Below are 21,323 nucleotides of genomic sequence, written 5' to 3'. Positions count from 1 at the left end.
TTACCGTGGGAGCCATGACGGACTCGCTGAGCTTCGACGAGATGAACCGAAAGGTCATCGAGGAATTCCGGGCCACCGGCGGCAAAGCCGGCGGCATGTTCGAGGGCAAGCCCCTGGTGTTGGTGCACCACATCGGCGCCAAATCCGGCACCGAGCGCATCGCGCCGCTGGTGCCCCTGCTCGACGACGGCCGGATCTTCATCTTCGCCAGCAAGGGTGGCGCCGACACCAACCCGGACTGGTACCACAACCTGGTTGCGCACCCCGACATCACCGTCGAGCTGGGTACCGAGACGTTCGCAGTCACGGCCCGGGTGTTGTCCGGGGACGAACGCGACGAGGTGTATGCCAAGCAGGTCGCCCGCGAACCCCAGTTCGGCGACTACCAGCGCAGCACCTCGCGGATCATCCCGGTGGTCGAGCTACAGCGGTCCTGACGTCCGCTAAAGCACTTCGGGCAGGCCGAATTTCGGGAACAGGCTGGTGTCGAGGAACGCCACCACGTGCGAGATGCCGTCCGAGGTCACATCGAGCACATGCAACTGGAACGGCACGTGCCGCCCGCCGGTATCGGGAAGCCGCATGTACATCGCCGCGGCCGGCTGTCCGTTGGCGATCAGCGGCACCAGCCGCATGTCGCCGGCCTTCTCGGCCGGGCAGTTGTGGTGGATGAGCGCGCCGATGGTGGCACCGCCCCGATACCAGCCGTCGAACGGCGGCATCTCCCACACGGCGTCGGCGGTGAACATCTCCACCAGTCGCTCGATGTCGTAGTCCTCGAATGCCGAGATGTAGCGGGTCAGCTGGTCCCGCGCCTCGGGCGACTCCGGCGCGGAGAGCGCGTCGTCCTGGCTGGGCCCCACCGCGTCGAGCTGCGCGCGGGCCCGCTGGAGCAGACTGTTGACCGCGGCAACAGAGGTGCCGACCGCCTCGGCGACCTCGGCGGCCCGCCACTGCAATACATCGCGCAGCACCAGAACCGCCCGCTGCCGCGGCGACAGATGCTGCAGCGCCGCAACGAAAGCCAGCCGAACCGACTCCCGCGAGCCGATGATCACCGACGGGTCGGCCGGATCGTCGTGCACCGTCGCGGGCAGCGGCTCCAGCCACGGCACCTCGGCGCGCTCGACGAGCTCGTCGGTCGGCGACGAACTCGGCGCGCCCAAACCCGTCGGCAGCGGCCGGCGTTGCCTGCCCTCCAGCGAGGTCAGGCAGGTGTTGGTGGCGATGCGATGCAGCCAGGTGCGCACCGACGACTTGCCCTCGAAGCGGTCATAGGACTTCCACGCCCGCAGGAAGGTCTCCTGCACCAGGTCCTCGGCGTCGTGCAACGACCCGGTCATCCGATAGCAGTGGGCCAACAATTCGCGGCGGTACGGCTCGGCCTGGGCCAGGAAGTCACCGCGGTGCGGGTCCGGCCCGTCCTCGAGACTCTGTGCGAGCACGCTCACTGTGCCGAGCTTACGCACGAGCACCGACAGCCGGCACGATCGCACACCGCTACGCTCCGTTGATGGTCACAACACGCACCGAGCGCACGTTCGACGGGGTCGGCGGCGTCCGCATCGTCTACGACGTGTGGACACCCGACACCGAACCGCGCGGCGTGATCGTCCTGTCCCATGGTCTCGGCGAGCACGCCGGCCGCTACGGCCACGTCACCGAGCGTTTCGGCCAGGCCGGGCTGATCACCTATGCCCTCGACCACCGTGGCCACGGCCGTTCCGGCGGCAAGCGGGTGATGGTGCGCAACATCGACGAATACACCGCAGACTTCGACGCCCTGGTCAAAATCGCCACTGCTGAGCACCCGGATCTGCCCCGCATCGTGCTGGGCCACAGCATGGGCGGCGCCATCGTGTTCACCTACGGGGTGGAGCACGCGGGCAACTTCGACCTGATGGTGCTGTCCGGCCCCGCGGTCGCCGCCAACGTCGGTGTACCGCCGGTCAAGGCGTTCTTCGGCAAGGCGGTGGGTTCGCTGCTGCCGAACCTGCCGGTCGAGGAACTCGACGCCAACGCCGTATCCCGTGACCCCGCCGTGGTGGCCGCCTACAACGCCGACCCGTTGGTGTGGCACGGCAAGGTCCCGGCCGGTATCGCCAAGGCGCTGCTGAAGGTCGGCGAAACCATGCCGCAGCGCGCGCGCCGGCTGACCGCGCCGCTGCTGGTGGTGCACGGCGGCGCCGATTCCCTGGTTCCCGCCGCGGGCAGTGAGCGACTGGTCGAATGCGTCGGCTCGGCCGACGTGAACCGCAAGGTGTACCCGGAGCTCTATCACGAGGTCTTCAACGAGCCCGAGCGCGACCGGGTGCTCGACGACGTCACCGCGTGGATCGAAGCCCGGCTGTGAGACTGAGCCGCCGCATCGCCCTGGCGGCGATGGCACTCGTGCTGTTCGCGGGCTGCTCGTCGAACAGCCCGTCCCACGACGCCTGGGTCGAGGACGAGGTGACGTTCGTCGCCGACGGCCTGACCGTGCACGGCACCTACCGCCACCAACACGGCGATCGGCGAGGCCCGGCCGCCCTGCTGATCTCGGAGAGTGGGCGCACCGACCGCAACGGCGACAACAACGTCGCCGGGCCGATCGGCAACATGCGCCAGCTCGCCGAGTATCTGTCCGACCACGGCGTCGCGTCCCTGCGGTACGACAAGGTCGGCACCGGGCAGACCGGTCTCGGGCCGTTCGCCGATCACCCGGCCGACGTGGGCAGCGCCGTTTACAGCGCCGGAGCGAAAGCGGCCGTGCGGTTCCTGGCCGGCGAGGCGGGCACCGACCCCGACCGCATCTCGGTCTACGGCCTCGGCGAGGGCACCGTGCACGCGATGACGCTGGCCGACGACACATCGGCCGGGGCGCCCAAGATCCACTCGCTGGGGCTGCTGCAGCCGCTGGCCGGCCGCTACCTCGACCTGATCAGCGCGCGGGTCCGGACCGACATGGCCGCCGCGGTGAAAAGTGGCCAGAAGACGCAGCAGCAGGCCGATCAGGTGCTCGCGGAGTGGAACGCCGCGGTCGACGAGGCGCGCACGAAATCCACCGTGCCCGCCAAGTTGCCCGAGGGCCTGAGCGCGATCGTCAACCCCGGCAACGTCAAGGCGGTCGTCGAGGCCGACGCCATCGATCCGCTGAATCTGGCCGCCCGCATCCCTGGCGGCACACCGGTGCTGCTGACCTGCTCGGATTCTGATGCCCAGGCCAACTGCGCCGATATGAAGCCGCTTGCCGACGCGCTGGGTCACACGTCGCTGACCCTGGTCGAGCTCAAAGGCGTCAACCACGTGCTGCGCGACGATCCGACCGACAACGTCGGCAACTATGCCAAGCCGGGGCCGCTCTCACCCCAGCTCACCGCGGCCCTGGGCGCGTTTCTCAACAAGTAGGCGCTCGCGGGTGCGCCGATGTCACGGTGCTCGGCTAGGTTGCCAATCGTGACCGACGACAAGATGCTGGCGCGGATCGCGGCACTTCTGCGCCAGGCCGAAGGCACCGACAACGTCCACGAGGCCGAGGCGTTCATGGCCGCCGCCCAGCGACTGGCCACCGCGACCTCGATCGACCTTGCCGTCGCGCGCGCACACTCGGCCACCCGGACCGCCGGGCAGGCACCGACCCAGCGGACCATCACCATCGGGGAACCGGGCGCCCGCGGCCTGCGCACCTATGTGCAGCTGTTCGCGGGTATCGCCGCCGCCAACGACGTGCAGTGCGACGTCGCTTCGAACTCGACGTTCGTCTACGCCTACGGATTTGCCGAGGACATCGACGCCAGCCACGCCCTGTACGCCAGCCTGGTGGTCCAGATGGTGCGGTCGTGCGACGCGTATCTGGCCACCGGGGCGCACCGGCCCACCCCGACGATCACGGCCCGGCTCAATTTCCAGCTGGCGTTCGGCGCCCGGGTGGCGCAGCGGCTGGCGCAGGCCCGCGACGAGGCCCGCCAGGAGGCCACCCGGGACCGCAAGACCGCGCCCGGCACGGCGCTTGCCCTACGCGACAAGGAACTCGAGCTGCGAGACCACTACCGGAAGAACTCCAAGGCCCGCGGGACCTGGCAGGCCAGCCGTGCGTCGGCCGGATATTCGTCGGCCGCCCGGCGTGCCGGTGATCGGGCGGGTAAGCAGGCCCGGCTGGGGTCCAGTCCCGAACTGCCGGGAACCCGGACCCGGCTGCCCAGGTGACGGCGCGCGACAGCCAGCGTTCCCGCGTCTACGCCGCGGAGGAGTTCGTGCGCACCGTTTTCGACCGTGCGGCCCAGCACAGTTCGCGCACCATCGACTTTTTCGGCACCTCGCTCACTCTGCCGCCCGAAGGCCGGTTCGCCTCGATGGAGTCGGTGCAACGCTATGTCGACGAGGTGCTCGCGCTGCCGGCGGTGACCGCGCGGTGGCCGGTGACCGGGCCCCTTCGAGTACGACCCAGACGCGCGGCGGGTGCCGCCCACTACGAAAGTGCCGACGGCACAGGCGTCATCGCCGTTCCGGATCGCGACAGCGCCGACTGGGCCATGCGGGAACTGGTGCTGCTCCACGAGATCGCCCATCACCTGGCCCCGGCCGGGCCCGCCCACGGCCGCGACTTCGTCGCGACGTTCTGCGAACTGGTGGGGTTGGTGATGGGGCCGGAGGCCGGGCACGTGCTGCGGGTGGTCTACGCCAAAGAGGGCGTGCGGTAGATAATCGGGTGATGGATCGAGAAGTCACCACCGTCGCCGACCTGCGGGCGATCATCGGCGAGCCCGATCACTACGTGGCCAACAAGGTCAAAGACCGGCTCTCCGCAGTGCAGCGCGACTGGTTGGCACATTCTCCGCTGGCATTCGTCGCCACTACCGATGCCCAAGGCCGCGTTGATGTTTCACCGAAGGGCGATCCGGCAGGATTCGTCCATGTCATCGACGACGCGACGATCGCGATCCCGGACCGGCCGGGCAACCGTCGCGTCGACGGCTACCGCAACGTGCTGGAGCGCCCTCAGGTCGGAACCCTGTTCGTGGTGCCGGGCCGCGGCGACACCCTGCGGATCAACGGGCGCGCGCGCATCCTCGCCGACGCCGACTACTTCGACACCATGGTGGTGGCGGGCAAGCGGCCGCTGCTGGTGCTCGAGGTCGCCGTCGAGGAGGTGTTCTTCCACTGCTCCAAGGCTTTCCTGCGCTCGGATTGCTGGAAACCGGAGACCTGGAATCCGACCGCACTGCCCAGTGTGGCCCAGCTGGCCAAGGCGTTGCGGCAGGACTGGAGTGACGACGAGCTCGAGGCACGCTACTGCGAGGACAACATTCGCAAGGTCCTCTACTAGCCTGCCGGTGCAAGTCCATCGTCAATTCATGTTCCACGGGTCACCGTAGGTCGTGACACTGTCACCGGCCTTCGACGTCAGCCGTGCGAACGGGCGAAGGAGCACTCCGCCGGCCGCGCCGGTCACCGTGCCGTGCGCGTTGGACACCGCCACGGTACCGCTGGCTCCCGTCACGTCGACGGACACGGTGCCCACTTCCTGGACACCGGGTCCGTTGCCGAGATTCGCCGTGACCGACACTCCGGGAAACAGATTCGGCGTGATGACCGAGCCGAGCGGATTGAATTTACGCGGGGAGACCGAGGCTTTGTCGATCAAGACATTGGGCGTGGTGTAGCTGAAGTTGACACCCACGCCCAGGGACCACGGAAACCCGACCTGATAACCCAGCTGCAGCGTTCCGGCGAAGTCGTCGGCGCGGCGGCCCGTGACACTGTATTCGGCCTTGCCGGAGTGGAACCACTCGCGAGTCAGCCGGTTACGGTCCAGCGGGGCAACGCCGTTGAGGAAGGTGTCCCACTGCTGGACGGTCAGCGTTCGGCCGCTGCCGTCGACGATGCTCAGTTGGTTGTCGAGACTCGCCTGTGCCACGGCACTGCTCGGGCTCAAGGCGACGAACGCTGCGACCCCGGCAGCCAACGTCGTAGAGAGGATCTTCATAGGTACTCCAGCGGAATCGAATTCGGCCAACTGCGGCTGACTCAGCCTGACCGGTGTTCCCGTGCAGCGTCATCCCCCACCTGGCCAGAGCCGGCCGCCGACTGGCTGGAAGTCGGCGGTCCGGGCGCCCAGGAGCCGGGAATTCGCATCGCATCGACCAGGTCGCGGTAGAGCTCGTCGGTCGTCAGCAACTCGGTGTGGGTGCCCTGAGCTCGAACACGGCCACCCTGCATGACGACGATGGTGTCGGCGTCGACCACGGTGGACAGCCGGTGTGCCACCGTGACGACAGACTGGACTTCGGCACGCAGCCGGATACACGACTGAATGGCCGCCTCGCTCAACCCGTCGGCATGAGCCGTCGCCTCATCCAGGATGAGCACCGGTGACAGCTGGATCATCGCGCGTGCCAGCGCTATTCGCTGACGTTGGCCGGTGGACAAGACCGTAGCGGTCAGGTCGGTGTCCACACCGCGTTCCAACTCGGCGATATCGTCAAGCAGACCCACCTCGGCGAGCACACTGCGGATCTTCTCGTCGGTGACCGTCCGGCCCGGGTAGACGAGGTTGTCGCGGATGCTGCCCGGAAGGGTGGGCGTGTCCTGTTCGACGTACGCCAACTGCTCGCGAATCTGGGCGTGGGTGAGCTCACGGTACGACCGGCCGTTCAGGAACAGCTCACCGTCGCTGGGCTCCAGAAACCGGAGGATCAGCGAGAGCAGCGTCGTCTTTCCCGACCCCGACGGACCCACAATCGCGGTGTGGCCGTACCGCGGGATGGCGATGTCGACGTTGGCGACAGCTGCCGTCCCACGGCCGTAACCGGCTGTCACATTGCGCAGTTCGAGGACCGGAGTGGTTCCGCTGTGCGGGCTCACTGCCGGCGGGTTTGCCGGGGCCAGGGAAGTCTCCACCTCCATGTCCTGAACTTCGCGGATCCGGCCTGCGGCGGCGATCCCGTTCTGCACGGTCGCGACATTGCTCGACAGCTCCGTGACAGGGTCGATCAACCCGAACGCATACAGGAGAAATGCCACCAGGGTGGACAATTCCATCGCTGAGTGGCCCACTCGCCAGGCGCCGACTGTGAGGATCACGATGATGGCCAGATCCACTCCGGCCCAGGCGATCGCCTCGGCCACCGACTCGCGACGGACGGCTTGCACGGCATGACGGTTGGCCGCTTCGGCAGCATCGACGATGACCGCTGACTGCACCTGCTCCGCGCGGCTGGCCTTCACCGTGCGGATGGCGCGCAACGTTGCCTCCAGCAGCCCCCCGACCCGCCCGAGTTGTTGCTGGGCAGCCTGTCGGTGATCCGCGACACCTGGCATCAGCAGGAGGAAGACAATCGACACCACCACGATGCAGGCCACCGTGGTGGCAAGGAGTGGGCGATCGAGCACGCCCATCAGAACCAGGGTGCCCGCCAGCATCACCGAGCCGTTGATCAGGCCGACGACGCTCGTCGAGGTTGCTTCCTGAAGCAGCACCGAATCCGATGTGACCCGGGTGACGAGCTCACCCGCCGGGCGGCTGGTGACCGACTGCACGGTCCCGTGGATCAGCCGCCGCACCATGGATTCTCGCGCCTCCAACACAATCCGCTCTCCCACCACACCGAGCACGATGCTCTGCAGTGCTCGAACGCAGACGCTGAGAACCAACAATGTCAGCAGCACAGCAACCGGAATCGCGATGGACGCCGGGGTTCCCAGCGAGTCCAGCACCGCTTTGGTGATCATCGGCGTCGCCAGGCCGGCGGCCGAGCCGATCAAGCCGAGAACGCCGCCGAGGGCCAGCGTACGGCGGTGTGGCGCGGTGAACGACCACAGCAGTCGTAGCCGGCCCGGTCGTGGGTCACTCACGCGCCGTTGCCGGGCGCTGCCGTACATCGGGATGTACTCCTGTTCTGAATGTCGCCGGACCACGTGTCGGTCGCGGCCGGACCTGGGATGCGGGGTACTGGCATTCACCCGGTCACCCCAGCCATGCTGGGCCCGTGGCCGGGCCGACGCCATCCGCCGAGTGGCTGTTTACGCCAGCCAGGAGGCGGATTTTCGAGTGGCCGGCTGGATCGCCGCCTGCCAGGCGAACCGCCGATGCACTCGACCCCGTCGGGCACAATTGCCTATGTCGCCAACGAGGGCATACGGCATGCCGCCGTGAGCGCGATCCGGGAGAGAGGAGGGCCCTGTGATACGGGTTGTCATCGTCGACGACGAGGCTTTGATCCGCTCCGGCTTCAAGTTGATCCTGTCAGCGGCGCAGGACATCGATGTCGTCGCCACCTGCGATGGCCGCCATGCCGTGCAGACCATCGCCGAATTACGTCCCGACGTTGTGCTGCTGGACATCCGGATGCCGGGTAAGGACGGTCTGAGTGTGCTGGCGGAACTCCGGGCGCTCGCGTCACCGCCGACTGTGGCCGTTCTGACCACCTTCGATGCCGACGAGTACATCTCCTCGGCGCTACGCCTCGGGGCATCCGGATTTTTGTTGAAAGACACTGATCCAGAACAGCTTCCGCATATGGTGCGGACCCTGGCCGCCGGCGGACTCGTTCTCTCGGACAAAGTCGGCCCGCGAGTCATCGCCGGATATCTCGGTGACCACCCGGACTCGGCAGCAGTCGACGCACTGCGCGCGCTGACCGACCGGGAGGCCGAGGTTTTGAAGCTGCTCGCGCAGGGGCGTTCCAACGGCGAGATCTCCGCGACGCTGTATTCCAGCGTCGGTACGGTGAAAGACCAGGTGAGTTCGATTCTGGCCAAGCTGGGGGTGAAGTCGAGGGTGGAAGCCGCGATCGTCGCTCAGCGCGCCCGACTGCTCGACGAAGACTCATGCTGAGCACTGCACTGAGCCCGAACCGGCGCAGGATGCTGATGGACGGCGTGATGATCGGCCTCGCCGGTGCCGACGCGGTCGCGTCGATTCTGGGCGACGGTCGCGTCACCATCGGGGCGGTCGTGCTCGCTGCCGTCGCGGTGGCGGCGCTGACGATCCGAGAACGCGCACCCTATCTGGCGCTGGCTCTGACCCTGCCCGCCTTGGTGTCCAGCACCGTCGCCATCGCGGCCCTGATCGCGCTGTTCACGGTGGCGCAGCGCAGCCAACGGACGTACCTGATCGTGTTGAGCGCGTTGGCGTTCTTCGTCTGCTGGACCGCCCTGTGGCGCCAACCGTATTCCGGTGTGGACACGGTGTTGAACCTGGTGTACGCAACGGTGTTCACCGCCGCACCGGTCTGGCTGGGATTGCTCGTCAAGGCGCGCTCCGATCTGTCCGAGAAGCTGGCGGAGATCGAGCGGGCGCGCCGACACGAAGAGGAGTTGGTCATCGAGAAGGCGGTGGCCGCCGAACGGTCAGCGCTGGCCCGCGAAATGCACGACGTGGTGTCACATCAGGTGAGTCTCATCGCGGTGCAGGCTGGTGCACTGCAAGTCACGGCCAGTGATCGCGCCTCGGTGGAAGCGGCCCGCACGATCCGGACGCTGAGCGTTCGCACCCTCGACGAGCTACGAGAGATGGTCGACGTGCTGCGGCCGGCGGCGGGCCACCGCGTCGAGTTGGCGCCGCAGCCCAGTATCGAGGATCTGGATGCGCTGGTCGCCACGTCGCAGGTGCCCACGACCATCGAGGTCGTGCGCGCCGGTGACGTGGACCCACCGGCCGCCGTGCAGCGCGCGATCTACCGTGCCGCACAGGAAGGTTTGACCAATATCGCCAAACACGCCCCCGGCGCCAGTGCGCGCTTGGTCCTGCGTCTCGATGACCGGCAGGCCAGCCTGACCCTGACCAACACCAGGCCCACCCGGGACCCCGAAGGGCTCCCCAGCGCCCATCACGGGCTGTTGGGATTGGAGGAACGCGCGGAGTTGCTCGGCGGCTCGCTGCGTGCCGGCCCCTGCGGTGACGGATTCGAGCTCTGCATGACGTTGCCGATTCACGGCGCGCCCTCGAAATAGTCGGCGCGCCTTCGTCAGCCCGCCGGTGCGACCTCCACCGGTAGCGCGTTGAGCACCGCGGTTCCCGACAGCGGATCGAGCAGCGTGCCGTCGTTGAGGTTGTTGACGTTGACGCCCGGCTCGCGCGCCGCCACCTGCATCCGGGTGCCCGGCTCGGTGTGACCCCAGCCGTGCGGTAGCGACACCACACCCGGGCGGATGGCGTCGGTGATCTCCACGGGCACTTCGAGTTTGCCGCCTGGGCCGGTGACAAGGGCGAGCTCGCCAAGGCCGAGCCGTGCGGCGTCGTCGGGATGGACCTGCAGGGTGCAGCGGTTGGAGCCGCCGGACAGCGCGGGCAGGTTGTGCATCCAGCTGTTGTTCGAGCGCAGGTGGCGCCGTCCGATCAGCAGGAATCCCGGCTCGGCCGCCAGCGACGCGAGCAGCCGGGGGACATCGGCAAGTATCGGGTCCGGATCCAATTCGATTGTCCCCGAGGGAGTTCGGAGGATCTCGGGAATCCGGGAGGTCAGCGCGCCGAGGTCCACCCCGTGCGGGGCATCCTTGACCCGCTGCAGGGTCAGTCCGTTCGGGTTGGCGCCGAAGCCGTCGCCGAACGGCCCCAGCCGAAGCATCATGTCCAGCCGACGCTCGTAGCCGCGGCCGTCGGGCAGCATGGCGGACAATTCCTCGACGGGGCGGCCCGCGACGGGGGAGTGCTCGTCGGCCACCTCCTTGCCCAGCGTGGAGGAGATCACCTGGTCGTCGACCAGCGCCGGATCGGCGTCCGGGCCCATCCCGAGGACGATCAGCGCCAGCCGGGACAGGATCTCCGACTCGTCGGGGCGGCCGTCGGCCAGCGGCAGCACCGGTGGGGAGAACCGGGCGTTGTTGCGTACCACAGCGGCACTGAGGGCCACATCGAAATGCGCTGTGCGAGAAGGCGGAGGCGGCGGCAGGATGACATCGGCGTGCCGGGTCGTCTCGTTGAGGTAGGGGTCGACCGAGACCATGAAGTCCACCCGGTCGAGGGCCTCGGACAGCCGCGCACCGTCCGGCGCCGACAGCACCGGGTTGCCCGCGATCGTGATCATCGCGCGGATCTGCCCCTCGCCGGGGGTCTCGATCTCTTCGGCCAGCGCCACCGCGGGCAGCTCCGAGAGCACCTCCGGGTGACCCGAGACCCGGCTGCGCCAGCGGCCGGTGGCGAAACCCCGGCCGGGCCGCGCCGGTCGCGGCGCACCGGCGATCGGCGAGCTGGCGAACATCACCCCGCCCGGGCGGTCCACGTTGCCGGTGAGGATGTTGACGACGTCGACCAGCCAGCTGGTCAGCGTGCCGAACTCGACCGTCGAGGTGCCGATACGGCCGTAGACCGCCGCACTCGGGGCCGCGGCGATATCGCGTGCCAGCGTCCGGATTTCGTCGGCATCCAGCCCGCAGTGCGCGGCGACGGCCCCCGGCGGGAAGTCCAGCGCGGCCGCCCGCACCCGATCGAGGCCGGTGACGTGGTCGGCCAGCCGGCCCAGGTCGACCAGGTCTTCGTCGAAGAGCACGTGCACGATCGCGAACAACAGCGCGGCATCGGTGCCCGGACGCACCGCCAGGTGACGGTCGGCCAGCTGGGCGGTGCGGGTGCGGCTGGGATCGATCACCACCAGGGTGCCGCCGCGACGGCGCAACGCTTTGAGCTTGCCGGGGAAATCGGCCGCGGTGGCCAGAGACCCGTTGGACACCAACGGGTTTCCGCCGATGACCACCAGGAAGTCGGTGCGGTCCAGGTCGGGGATGGTGAAGGCCACCGGGTTGCCGTACAGGTAGCCGCACGACACATGCTTGGGCATCTGGTCGAGCGTGCTGGCCGAGAACACCTGGCGAGTGCCCAGCGACTTGATCACGACCGGCCCGTAGAGCGCGCCGGCGATGGTGTGCGCGTTGGGGTTACCGAGGTACACCGCCACGGACGGGCCGCCGGTGGCGGCGATGACCCGCCCCAGCCCCTCGGCGGCCGCGGCGAAGGCGTCCGCCCAGGTGGTCTCGACCAGCTCGCCGTCGCGACGCACCATCGGCTGCTGCAGCCGGTCGGGATCGTTGTCGAGTTCGGGGAAGCTGGCGCCCTTCGGGCAGATGAAGCCGTGGCTGAACACGTCCTCGCGGTCGCCGCGGGCGGAGATGACCCGGTCGTCGTCGATGGTGAGGACCATCCCGCAGGTGGCCTCGCACAGCGGACAGATTCGCAACGCGGTGTCGCTCATGCGGCCCCCTCGCAGGCTCGGGTCCCGCATCTCGGCTGGTGATTCGCTCCGCAAGCGTCGCTCATGCTGCCCCCTCGCAGGCTCGGGTTCCGCATCTCGGTTGGTGATTCGCTCCGCAAGCGTCGCTCATAGCAGTCACTGTGCTCCGCGACCGACCCCGGTGGCAAGCCCGACCAACCGGATGGTCACATTTGGTTCAGCCCGTCCAGACGGGCGACTCCAGCGCCGTGTGCAGCGCGGCGACGATGCGGTCTTCGTGCTCGCGGAACCGCTCGGTCGGGGCGGGAACAGAGATGGCGACGATGTTGCCGCCGGCCGCCCGGCCCGCGATCCCGGCGGCCGAGATGCCGTCGGTGTGCTCGTCCCGGTCGAAGGCCACCCCGGTGGTGCGGATCTCGCGCAGCTCGGCGCGCACCCTGGCGGCGACGCCCGGCTCGAGGGCGGCCAAGGCCGCGTCGGCCTCCGCGTCGGTGAGCAGCGCCAGTGCCGCCTTCCCGTTGGCGGTGTCGGTCAAGGTGAATCGGCCGCCGATCGCGGAGACCGCGCGCAGCCGATGGGGTGATTCGATCTGGTCGATGAACAACATCTGCCCGCCCCGGTACACCGAGAGGTCGGCGGTCTCGCCGGTGGCGTCGGCGACCCGCTCCAGCGTCGACCGGAACGCCGAGGTGAGGTGGGCGGCGTTGGCACTGGCCAGGCCCAGCAGCCGGTCGCCAAGGACGATGCGTCCGTCGTCGTCGACGGCGGCGAAACCGATCTCGACCAGACCGACCAGCAGGCGTCTGGTGGTGGATTTTGCCAGGCCCAGCCGGGTGTGCAGGTCGACCAGCCGCAGCCGGCCCGGGGCGGTGGCGATCTCGTCGAGGGCGGCGGCGGCCCGGCGCAGCACCTGGATGCCGTCGTCGCGGGCGGTGGCCGCACGCTGCACCACGGAAATTTTCGGATCCGTCAACTCTTGTCCCTTCCCTCCGTGTTGTCACCACGGTAGTGTGCCGCATTACGGATCATACCGATCCGCAATGTGAATCAGGAGGCATTGGTGGGGTCACTTCCGGAGGGTCGTCATTTCTTCCGCGGCGACGATGGGTATGAAGAGGCACGCCGGAACACGGTGTGGAATCAGCGGGTGCCCGACCGCTACCCGGACGTCATCGTCGCGGCGGTCGACGCCGACGACGTGGTGGCCGCGGTGCGCTATGCCAAGGCCCACAACAAGCAGGTCAGCATCAAGTCGGGCGGTCACAGCTGGGCCGCCAGCCACCTGCGCGACGGCGCCGTGCTGCTGGACATGAGCCGGGTGGATCAGACCAGCATCGACGTGGACGGCATGACCGCCGTCGCCGGCCCCGGCAAGGGTGGCAGCGTGTTGGCCGCCGAACTCGACGCGGCCGGACTGTTCTTCCCGGCCGGCCACTGTAAGGGCGTGTGCATCGGCGGCTATCTGCTGCAAGGCGGCTACGGCTGGAACAGTCGGGTGGTCGGCCCTGCGTGCGAGAGCGTGATCGGCCTGGACGTGGTGACCGCCGACGGCGAAAAGATCTTCATCGACGCCGAACACCATTCCGATCTGTACTGGGCGGCCCGCGGCTCGGGACCGGGCTTCTTCGCCGTGGTCACCGCGTTCCACCTCAAGCTCTACAAGAAGCCCGCCGTGCTGGGCAGCAGCTTCTACGCCTACCCGATCGAACTCGCCGACGAGATCTTCACCTGGGCCCGCGGCATCTCCGCCGAGGTGGACCGCCGGGTCGAGTTGCAGATCGTCGCCAGCAGCAGCGTGCCCAACGCGGGCATCGACCGGCCCGCGATCGTGATGGCCTCCCCGGCCTTCGCCGACACCGAGGAGGAGGCCAAAGAAGCCTTCGGCCTGCTGGACCGATGCCCGGTCGTCGACAAGGCGCTGATTGCCGTGCCGTACGCGCCGATGGGCCTGCCGGATTGGTACACCGCGGTGATGAGCAACTACCTCGAAGATCACCGCTACACCGCCGACAACATGTGGACCAATGCCTCGGCCGCCGAACTGTTGCCCGGCATCCACCGCATCCTGGACACCCTGCCGCCGCACCCGGCGCATTTCCTCTGGCTGAACTGGGGCCCGTCACCGCAGCGCCAGGACATGGCCTACAGCTTGGAAAGCGAGATCTATCTGGCGTTGTACGCGGGCTGGATGGACCCGGCCGACGACGAGAAGTACAGCGACTGGCCGCGTTCCAACATGGCGGCGATGGCACCGCTGGCCACCGGCATCCAGCTCGCCGACGAGAACCTGGGCCAGCGTCCGGCCAAGTTCGTCACCGACGAGAACATGGCCAGGCTCGACCGGGTGCGCGCCCACTACGATCCCGACGGGCGGTTCCACAGCTGGATGGGGCGCCTGTAATGGCCGACACCTATCTGGGCTACCGGCCCGGCGACGGCGACACCGCGTGGGGAAAGTACTTCAACCCCGAGATGGCCGACCTGCCCCGCCACGCCGTCGTCGCGCTCGAACACGGCCCGCAGGCCGACCAGACGCTGCTCGGATTCGATGCCGCCGCAACCATTCTCGACGAGGGCTACCACCAGACCGAGAACGGCTACGGCACGCTGCGCGGCGGCGGGTTCCATGTTGCGATCCGCACCGACATGCCCGGCGTCACGCCGGCGATGTGGGACTGGTGGTTCGGTTGGCACGGCAGTGACTCCACCCGCTACAAACTCTGGCACCCCCGCGCGCACGCCTCGGCACACTGGGGCGACGGCCAGGTCGGCTCCGGATACGTCGGGCGCACCTCGATCATCGAGGAGTATCTGGGCTCCGCCTACGCCAAAGCCGCCATCGCGTTCCTCGAGCCGTCGGCCATGGGGCTGGACCCGTCCCGCCTGGGTACGGACATCGCGGTGTGCGCGCGGCTGGGGTCCAGCGAGGTGCCGGTCGACATCGGCTGGTTCATCCACCACGTCCGGGCCACCCCTGACGGGGCCGAGATGCGGTCCCGATTCTGGATGGGCGGCCCGTATATCGGCGTGCGCCGGGGCAACCGACTGGCCGACTCGGTGATCCGCCCGATCGCCGCCCACCAGCTGCCGGAGCCCCGCGACCTGCTGGTGCACTGCGCGCAGGAGATGAACCACCTGGCCGCGATCCTGCCCGCCATCCACGCCGAGTTCGCTGGGGCCTGACGGACCGGGCTCGCGCCACCCGGAGATTGCCAATTCCCCACCGGGGTCGACCACAGGGGTTATCTTCCCCACAGCAGCCTGAGGGTCGGCACAAGGGGATGGGCATATGGTAGCTGCAGGGTTTACGAGCAGGATTCGCCGAGGTTCGAAGGCGGGGGGCAGGAAGGCCGCGCTGTTCGGGGCGGCGGCTGCGACGGCGGTGGCCATGACGATGGGCAGCGTGGCGGCGCCGGTGGCGCCCTCGGCAAACGCCGCGCTCACTCTCGACACGACCACGACCGGACCGTTGTTGTGGCTGGTCTCCGCCCTCGGGGTGGACAGCTACACGTTCGACAACATCCCGGTGGTCGGCTCGATCACGCTGGCGTTCGACTGGCACAAGGCCGATTCGGTCCAGCTGAACAACCTCCTCAATGCCGAACCGTTCAGCGGCTACGTCCTCGGAACCGCGACCCGACCGAACATCCTGACGACAAGTCCGACCGGGCCGCTGCTGATCGCCTCGGGCACCGGCGTTCCGGAGGCGATCCAGACCTATCAGGCCCTGCTGTCCAGCGCCAACGGCACGACGTTGCCCGGGTACGACCCGCTGGTCGCCGCGGGCAAGGTCAGCTCGATCACCGGCCAGCCGTGTTCGTCGGGCATTACCTGCGTCCAGGGCACCAATGTCACCAACCTGCCGATTGCGTTGTTGCGCAACCCCGAAACACCCAACGGGGGTCTGTACGCGCGGTTTGCCCCTATCTTCAACCTGTTCGGGTCCAACCCGGTCAGCCCCACTGCCGGTTCCGGTTCAAGCCTCGGTATCCGATTCAACGGCGCATTCGTCAACGTCGCACTCGGCTACGACATGTTGTCGGATTTCCCGGCGACGCTGAACCCGTTCGCGCTGGCCAACTCCGTCATGGCCACGGTGCTGCCCACCTACCTGCTCGACGGAGTCGAGCTGAAGGGCACCAGCGTCGACACGATCGAGGGCAATCTCATCGCACTGCTCACCCTGGGCACCCCCAGCACCACCTACAGCACCCTGGTACCGAACGACCTGCCGCTGCTGGAGCCGCTGCGACTGCCGTCGCGAATCCTCAACGCGGTCTTCGATGCGGCGGGGGTGCCGATCAAGCTCGGTACGCCCCTTGCCGATGCGTTGCAGCCCGCGTTGACGATCCTGGTCAACACCGGCTACACGGATGTGCAGACCCCGAGCGAGGGCGGTACCTACAACCGGACGTATGATCAATCGGGGCAGTACGTTCCGTTCCTCTCGCAGGCGACGCTGACGCCGCAGGAATGGGCCGCGGTCCCCGGGGACGTGGTCAAGGCACTGGTCAACGGCTTCCGAGATGTGTTGAGCGGCAAGTCCACGACTGCGCCTGCGCCGACGCCGGCCCCAGAACCCACCTCATCGGCGGCTGCCGTAGCGACGACATTGGCGGCCGTACCGTCGCCGGCCGCCAAGTCCGGCAAGCCGTCGAAGAAGTCGAGTTCGACGTCGAGCAAGAAGGCTTCAGCGCCGAAGCCCTCGGCCAAGAAGGGCGTGGGCGGGTCCAAGCGGGCCAGTTAGTCGCAGGCGCCCCGGTCCGGGCGCCATCGTGTGTTTGTCCAGAACGCGATATCACGGGTGCTATCACGTTCTGTGACAGCACACGCCCCGCGGCGGGTTCTCACACTTGCCAATGTTGGGGCGGTCGGGTCTGCGCCCTACCCGCAGACGGCGCCGTTGGCCGCCGAGCCGACCAGCTTGCGGTACTTGGCCAGCACGCCGGTGGTGTACTTGGGCGCCGGCGGGGTGAATCCCGCCTTGCGGGAATCGAATTCGTCGGTGTCGACCAGCACGTCCAACGTGCCCTTGCCGACGTCGAGGCGGATCCGGTCGCCATCGGCGACGAAGGCGATGGGCCCGCCGTCGACAGCCTCCGGTGCGATGTGCCCGACGCACAGGCCGGTGGTACCGCCGGAGAACCGGCCGTCGGTCATCAGCAGAACGTCCTTGCCCAGCCCGGCGCCCTTGATCGCGCCGGTGATCGCCAGCATCTCGCGCATGCCGGGGCCGCCCTTGGGGCCCTCGTAGCGGATGACGACGACGTCACCCGGCACGATGGTGCCGTCCTCCAAGGCATCCATGGCCGCCCGCTCGCCGTCGAAAACCCGTGCGGTGCCTTCGAACACGTCGGAGTCGAAGCCGGCCGACTTGACCACCGCGCCCTCGGGGGCCAGCGAACCGTGCAGGATCGTGATGCCGCCGGTGGGGTGGATCGGATTGCTCAGCGCGCGCAGCACCTTGCCGTCCGGGTCCGGCGGCGCGATGTGCGCCAGGTTGGCCGCCATGGTCTCGCCGGTGACCGTCATGACGTCGCCGTGCAACAGCCCGGCGTCGAGCAGTGCCTTCATCACCACCGGCACGCCGCCGATGCGGTCCACGTCGAACATCACGTGCTTGCCGAACGGCTTGACGTCGGCCAGGTGCGGCACCTTCGCGCCGATCCGGGTGAAGTCCGCCAGATCCAGCTTCACGTTGGCCTCGTGGGCGATCGCCATCAGATGCAGCACCGCGTTGGTGGACCCGCCGAATGCCATCACCACCGCGATCGCGTTCTCGAACGCCTCCTTGGTCAGGATGTCGCGGGCGGTGATGCCCCGGCGCAGCAGCTCGACGACCGCTTCACCACTGCGGCGGGCGTACCCGTCGCGGCGGCGGTCGGTTGCCGGCGGCGCCGCGCTGCCCGGCAGCGACATACCCAGCGCCTCGGCCGCAGACGCCATCGTGTTGGCGGTGAACATGCCGCCGCACGCGCCCTCGCCGGGACAGATCGCCCGCTCGATGGTGTCGACGTCGTCACGTGACATCAGCCCGCGCGCGCACGCGCCGACGGCCTCGAACGCGTCGATGATCGTCACGTCCATCTCGGTGCCGTCGGACAGCTTGGCCCGGCCCGGCAGGATCGAGCCGGCGTAGAGGAACACCGCGGCGAGGTCGAGGCGGGCGGCGGCCATCAGCATGCCCGGCAGCGACTTGTCGCAGCCGGCCAGCAGCACCGAGCCGTCCAGGCGCTCGGCCATCATCACGGTCTCCACGCTGTCGGCGATCACCTCGCGGGACACCAGCGAGAAGTGCATGCCCTCGTGGCCCATCGAGATGCCGTCGGACACCGAGATGGTGCCGAACTCCATCGGGTAGCCGCCGGCACCGTGCACGCCCTCCTTGGCGGCCTGCGCGAGCCGCTGCAGCGACAGGTTGCAGGGGGTGATCTCGTTCCACGAGGACGCCACCCCGATCTGGGGTTTGGCGAAGTCCTCGTCGCCCATGCCTACCGCGCGGAGCATGCCGCGGGCGGCGGCCTTCTCCAGACCGTCGGTGACGTCACGACTGCGGGGCTTGAGATCGGGCGTTTGAGTCACCGCACAAGTATGCCGTGGTCGTGGGTGGTCACCAAATTGCTTTTTATACCCCCGAGGGGTATTGAAGGTACGGTGGGGTGATGACGTCCACACCCGGCCGCATCGTCGCGGTCGCCGCAGCTCTGTCCACCGCCGTCGTCGTCGCGGCCTGCAGCAAGGCCGACGACCACAGCCAGCACGCCACCTCGGCCACCACCAGCGCCGCGGCCGTGGCCGCGCACAACGCCGACGACGTCATGTTCGCCCAGATGATGATCCCGCATCATCAGCAGGCGGTCGAGCTCAGCGGACTGGCGCCGCAACACACCTCGAACCAGGCGCTGCTGACCCTGGCGTCGGCCATCGCCGCCCAACAGCAGCCGGAGATCCAGGCGATGAAGGCACTGCTGCTGCAGTGGGAGATCGACCCGGACGCCATGGATGACCACGCCGGGCACGGCGGGGCGATGCAGGGCATGGTCGACGACGCGACGATGGCCAGGCTCGGGTCGCTCAACGGCCCCGAATTCGACACACTGTGGCTGCAGGCCATGATCGGCCATCACCAGGGCGCCATCGAGATGGCCAAGGCCGAGATCGCCAACGGCCGCAGCGCCGACATGATCGCGATGGCCAAGACCATGGTCACCGCGCAGCAGGCGGAGATCGACCAGATGAAGCAGATGCTGGGAGGGTAAATGACCGGCGCACACGGATATTCGCCGCGCAAGGAGAACTACGCCAAACGGCTGCGCCGCATCGAGGGACAGGTCCGCGGGATCGCCAAGATGATCGACGAGGACAAGTACTGCATCGACGTCCTGACCCAGATCAGCGCCGTGAACAGTGCGCTGCAATCGGTGGCGCTCGGGTTGCTCGAAGAACACCTCAGTCACTGCGTCAGCCATGCGGTCGCCGAGGGCGGCGAGGAGGCCGACAAGAAACTGGCCGAGGCCTCGGCCGCGATCGCTCGGCTGGTGCGCTCCTGAGCATGGCAATGTCCGCCGGTTTCGGCTAGGCAGCCGATACCGTGGCCGGGTGTCCACCGTGCCCCATCGCACCGGCCCGTGGACACCGAGAGTCACCATCGCGCTGGGCGTGCTCGCCGCCGCGGCGTTCATCTACGTCACCGCCGAGATCATGCCGGTCGGCGCGCTGTCCGCCATCGCGCGCGACCTGCAGGTCAGCGAGGCCGTGGTCGGCACGCTGCTGGCCAGTTACGCGCTGGTGGCCGCGGTGGCCACGATGCCGCTGGTGCGCTGGACCGCGACCTGGCCGCGGCGGCGCACCCTGCTGCTGACGCTGGCCTGCCTGTCGGTGTCCCAACTGATCTCGGCCCTGGCTCCGACGTTCGCGGTGCTGGCCGTCGGCCGGGTGCTGTGCGCGCTGACCCACGGGCTGATGTGGTCGGTGATCGCGCCGATCGGTGCCCGGCTGGTCCCGCCGAGCCATGCCGGCCGCGCCACGATGGCGGTCTACGTCGGTACCGGGCTCGCCCTGGTGGTGGGCAGTCCGCTGACCGCGGCGATGAGCGAACTGTGGGGCTGGCGACCCGCGGTCGGCGCGATCGCGGCTGCCTCGGTGCTGGTGCTGGCGGCCGCGCGGGTGGCGCTGCCCGCCATGGCGGCGGCCGGTGCGGTGGCCGGGGCCGGGCCGCGGCGGGGCGGTCATCACCGCAACCGGCCGCTGGTGGTCCTGTGCGTCCTGACCCTGGTCGGGGTCACCGCGCACTTCATCTCCTACACCTTCATCGTGGTGATCATCCGCGACGTGGTCGGTGTGCACGGCGCCCATCAGGCCTGGCTGCTCGCCGCGTACGGCGTGGCCGGGCTGACGGGGATGGCCGTGCTGGCGCGGCCCGGCGACCGGCGGCCCAAAGCGGCGGTGCTGACCTGCCTGGCCGGGTCGTCGGTGGCGTTCGCCGTGTTGGCGATGCTGGGCCACGCGCAGTGGCGGGTGTTCGCCGCCGCGCTGGTCGGGGCGGTGGCGATCGTGCTGTGGGGGGCGACCGCCAACGCGATGCCCCCGATGCTGCAGGCGGCCGCCATGCGCCACTCCCCGGCCGACCCCGACGGGGCGTCGGGCCTGTACGTGGCTGCCTTCCAGGTCGGCATCATGGCCGGATCGCTCACCGGCGGGCTGCTCTACCAGCGGGTGGGGGTGGTGGCCATGCTCGGCGCGTCGGCGCTGTTGATGCTGGGCGCTCTGGCCTGTGTGGCGCTACGCCGAGGCCTGTTCGCGATGGACCCGGCTACCAGCGAAATGTAACGCCTGTCCCCGGACCGGCGACTATCCGCACAGTTCAGGACGCTGCCAACGATTGGGGCCGGGTTCGCCAGCGAATTCGTCCGAAAGGGCACCCGGCTCGGCTGTGTCAGACTGGTCGGAGTCGGTTTCGAGGGAGTTTTGGTTATGGCGCTGCGAGTGCGAGGGGCGATCGCCGCCACGTTGTGCGTGGTCGGGGTGGCCGCCGGAATCAGTCTCGGCAGCGGATCGGCGTTGGCCGATCCGGACCAGTCGCCCGTCGACCCCGGGATCGTCGACGTGCCGCCGGTCCAGGTCCCGCCCCCGCCGCCCGATCCGCTCGCGCCGCCGGCCGACCCGGCCGCGCTGCCA

20 protein-coding genes and 1 pseudogene are annotated in these 21,323 nt (G+C 68.7%); 15 read left to right on the top strand and 6 right to left on the bottom strand.

Features of this window, described 5'->3' with window-relative positions:
- Nucleotides 1-14 precede the first annotated feature (14 nt).
- Nucleotides 15-437, top strand: a complete 423-nt coding sequence (locus MSZK_RS28335; RefSeq protein ID WP_099251846.1) for a nitroreductase family deazaflavin-dependent oxidoreductase — start codon at nucleotides 15-17, stop codon at nucleotides 435-437.
- A gap of 6 nt (nucleotides 438-443) precedes the next feature.
- On the opposite strand, the gene MSZK_RS28330 is transcribed toward MSZK_RS28335, so the two are convergent.
- Complete coding sequence (locus MSZK_RS28330; RefSeq protein WP_099251900.1) at nucleotides 444-1,451, bottom strand: sigma-70 family RNA polymerase sigma factor; 1,008 nt, start codon at nucleotides 1,449-1,451, stop codon at nucleotides 444-446.
- 62 nt (nucleotides 1,452-1,513) lie between these two features.
- Here MSZK_RS28330 and MSZK_RS28325 point away from each other — a divergent pair, with 62 nt between their 5' ends.
- Genes MSZK_RS28325 through MSZK_RS28305 form a run of 5 tightly spaced genes read left to right on the top strand, consistent with a single transcriptional unit; the run spans nucleotide 1,514 to nucleotide 5,305 of the window.
- Complete coding sequence (locus MSZK_RS28325) at nucleotides 1,514-2,353, top strand: alpha/beta hydrolase (protein ID WP_099251845.1); 840 nt, start codon at nucleotides 1,514-1,516, stop codon at nucleotides 2,351-2,353.
- Nucleotides 2,350-3,387 carry a S9 family peptidase gene (locus MSZK_RS28320; RefSeq protein WP_099251844.1) on the top strand — a complete coding sequence of 346 codons (1,038 nt, stop codon included), beginning with the start codon at nucleotides 2,350-2,352 and terminating at the stop codon, nucleotides 3,385-3,387. The genes MSZK_RS28325 and MSZK_RS28320 overlap by 4 nt, the downstream gene beginning before the upstream one ends.
- Before the next feature lie 48 nt (nucleotides 3,388-3,435).
- Complete coding sequence (locus MSZK_RS28315) at nucleotides 3,436-4,185, top strand: DUF2786 domain-containing protein (protein ID WP_099251843.1); 750 nt, start codon at nucleotides 3,436-3,438, stop codon at nucleotides 4,183-4,185.
- Entirely contained in the window at nucleotides 4,182-4,679 is a 498-nt protein-coding gene (locus tag MSZK_RS28310) for a TIGR04338 family metallohydrolase (RefSeq protein ID WP_099251842.1), read from the top strand. Before MSZK_RS28315 ends, MSZK_RS28310 begins: the two co-directional genes overlap by 4 nt.
- Before the next feature lie 11 nt (nucleotides 4,680-4,690).
- Nucleotides 4,691-5,305, top strand: a complete 615-nt coding sequence (locus MSZK_RS28305) for a pyridoxamine 5'-phosphate oxidase family protein (protein WP_099251841.1) — start codon at nucleotides 4,691-4,693, stop codon at nucleotides 5,303-5,305.
- Nucleotides 5,306-5,326: 21 nt separating this feature from the next.
- On the opposite strand, the gene MSZK_RS28300 is transcribed toward MSZK_RS28305, so the two are convergent.
- Together MSZK_RS28300 and MSZK_RS28295 are read right to left on the bottom strand one after the other, a co-directional pair.
- Nucleotides 5,327-5,965 (bottom strand): MspA family porin, encoded by a 639-nt coding sequence (locus tag MSZK_RS28300; RefSeq protein WP_099251840.1) that lies wholly within the window; start codon nucleotides 5,963-5,965, stop codon nucleotides 5,327-5,329.
- Nucleotides 5,966-6,006: 41 nt separating this feature from the next.
- Nucleotides 6,007-7,833, bottom strand: a complete 1,827-nt coding sequence (locus MSZK_RS28295) for an ABC transporter ATP-binding protein (protein ID WP_233211560.1) — start codon at nucleotides 7,831-7,833, stop codon at nucleotides 6,007-6,009.
- Nucleotides 7,834-8,161: 328 nt separating this feature from the next.
- Between MSZK_RS28295 and MSZK_RS28290 the strand changes: the two genes are divergently transcribed.
- The gene (locus MSZK_RS28290; RefSeq protein ID WP_099251839.1) at nucleotides 8,162-8,815 is read left to right on the top strand and encodes a response regulator transcription factor; all 654 of its coding nucleotides are present in this window, start codon (nucleotides 8,162-8,164) and stop codon (nucleotides 8,813-8,815) included.
- Nucleotides 8,809-9,933, top strand: a complete 1,125-nt coding sequence (locus tag MSZK_RS28285) for a sensor histidine kinase (protein WP_099251838.1) — start codon at nucleotides 8,809-8,811, stop codon at nucleotides 9,931-9,933. Before MSZK_RS28290 ends, MSZK_RS28285 begins: the two co-directional genes overlap by 7 nt.
- 14 nt (nucleotides 9,934-9,947) lie before the next feature.
- Here the strand turns inward: MSZK_RS28285 and MSZK_RS28280 are convergent, their stop codons facing one another.
- A complete protein-coding gene (locus tag MSZK_RS28280) occupies nucleotides 9,948-12,167 on the bottom strand; it encodes a molybdopterin oxidoreductase family protein (protein ID WP_099251837.1) in 2,220 nt (739 codons plus the stop codon).
- A 196-nt stretch (nucleotides 12,168-12,363) separates the two neighbouring features.
- Nucleotides 12,364-13,119 carry an IclR family transcriptional regulator gene (locus tag MSZK_RS28275; RefSeq protein WP_233211559.1) on the bottom strand — a complete coding sequence of 252 codons (756 nt, stop codon included), beginning with the start codon at nucleotides 13,117-13,119 and terminating at the stop codon, nucleotides 12,364-12,366.
- 87 nt (nucleotides 13,120-13,206) lie between these two features.
- Here MSZK_RS28275 and MSZK_RS28270 point away from each other — a divergent pair, with 87 nt between their 5' ends.
- From MSZK_RS28270 to MSZK_RS28260, 3 genes are all read left to right on the top strand, one after another.
- Complete coding sequence (locus MSZK_RS28270) at nucleotides 13,207-14,547, top strand: FAD-binding oxidoreductase (protein WP_099251897.1); 1,341 nt, start codon at nucleotides 13,207-13,209, stop codon at nucleotides 14,545-14,547.
- Nucleotides 14,547-15,329 (top strand): DAPG hydrolase family protein, encoded by a 783-nt coding sequence (locus MSZK_RS28265; protein WP_099251836.1) that lies wholly within the window; start codon nucleotides 14,547-14,549, stop codon nucleotides 15,327-15,329. The genes MSZK_RS28270 and MSZK_RS28265 overlap by 1 nt, the downstream gene beginning before the upstream one ends.
- Before the next feature lie 205 nt (nucleotides 15,330-15,534).
- The gene (locus tag MSZK_RS28260; protein ID WP_158230652.1) at nucleotides 15,535-16,893 is read left to right on the top strand and encodes a PE-PPE domain-containing protein; all 1,359 of its coding nucleotides are present in this window, start codon (nucleotides 15,535-15,537) and stop codon (nucleotides 16,891-16,893) included.
- A 137-nt stretch (nucleotides 16,894-17,030) separates the two neighbouring features.
- Here the strand turns inward: MSZK_RS28260 and ilvD are convergent, their stop codons facing one another.
- Complete coding sequence (ilvD, locus tag MSZK_RS28255) at nucleotides 17,031-18,728, bottom strand: dihydroxy-acid dehydratase (protein WP_099251834.1); 1,698 nt, start codon at nucleotides 18,726-18,728, stop codon at nucleotides 17,031-17,033.
- An 80-nt stretch (nucleotides 18,729-18,808) separates the two neighbouring features.
- Between ilvD and MSZK_RS28250 the strand changes: the two genes are divergently transcribed.
- From MSZK_RS28250 to MSZK_RS28235, 4 genes and pseudogenes are all read left to right on the top strand, one after another.
- Complete coding sequence (locus tag MSZK_RS28250) at nucleotides 18,809-19,405, top strand: DUF305 domain-containing protein (RefSeq protein WP_099251833.1); 597 nt, start codon at nucleotides 18,809-18,811, stop codon at nucleotides 19,403-19,405.
- Nucleotides 19,406-19,696 carry a metal-sensitive transcriptional regulator gene (locus tag MSZK_RS28245; RefSeq protein WP_099251832.1) on the top strand — a complete coding sequence of 97 codons (291 nt, stop codon included), beginning with the start codon at nucleotides 19,406-19,408 and terminating at the stop codon, nucleotides 19,694-19,696.
- A 49-nt stretch (nucleotides 19,697-19,745) separates the two neighbouring features.
- Complete coding sequence (locus MSZK_RS28240) at nucleotides 19,746-20,975, top strand: MFS transporter (protein ID WP_371411401.1); 1,230 nt, start codon at nucleotides 19,746-19,748, stop codon at nucleotides 20,973-20,975.
- Between the two features lie 144 nt (nucleotides 20,976-21,119).
- Nucleotides 21,120-21,323: pseudogene (locus MSZK_RS28235) on the top strand (hypothetical protein); the annotation flags it as partial.

The organism is Mycobacterium sp. shizuoka-1, from assembly GCF_002723835.1.
In the GTDB taxonomy this organism is placed as follows: Bacteria; Actinomycetota; Actinomycetes; order Mycobacteriales; family Mycobacteriaceae; genus Mycobacterium.
The sequence above is the reverse complement of the archived record's forward strand: the minus strand, read 5'-3'. Positions and strand labels throughout refer to the sequence as shown.

Bases quoted from the DNA above. Each gene is read 5' to 3' on its own strand.
- MSZK_RS28300 (WP_099251840.1), bottom strand. From the start codon at position 5,965: ATGAAGATCCTCTCTACGACGTTGGCTGCCGGGGTCGCAGCGTTCGTC.
- MSZK_RS28250 (WP_099251833.1), top strand. From the start codon at position 18,809: ATGACGTCCACACCCGGCCGCATCGTCGCGGTCGCCGCAGCTCTGTCC.
- MSZK_RS28335 (WP_099251846.1), top strand. From the start codon at position 15: ATGACGGACTCGCTGAGCTTCGACGAGATGAACCGAAAGGTCATCGAG.
- MSZK_RS28305 (WP_099251841.1), top strand. From the start codon at position 4,691: ATGGATCGAGAAGTCACCACCGTCGCCGACCTGCGGGCGATCATCGGC.
- MSZK_RS28260 (WP_158230652.1), top strand. From the start codon at position 15,535: ATGACGATGGGCAGCGTGGCGGCGCCGGTGGCGCCCTCGGCAAACGCC.
- MSZK_RS28280 (WP_099251837.1), bottom strand. From the start codon at position 12,167: ATGAGCGACACCGCGTTGCGAATCTGTCCGCTGTGCGAGGCCACCTGC.
- MSZK_RS28265 (WP_099251836.1), top strand. From the start codon at position 14,547: ATGGCCGACACCTATCTGGGCTACCGGCCCGGCGACGGCGACACCGCG.
- MSZK_RS28285 (WP_099251838.1), top strand. From the start codon at position 8,809: ATGCTGAGCACTGCACTGAGCCCGAACCGGCGCAGGATGCTGATGGAC.
- MSZK_RS28245 (WP_099251832.1), top strand. From the start codon at position 19,406: ATGACCGGCGCACACGGATATTCGCCGCGCAAGGAGAACTACGCCAAA.
- MSZK_RS28325 (WP_099251845.1), top strand. From the start codon at position 1,514: ATGGTCACAACACGCACCGAGCGCACGTTCGACGGGGTCGGCGGCGTC.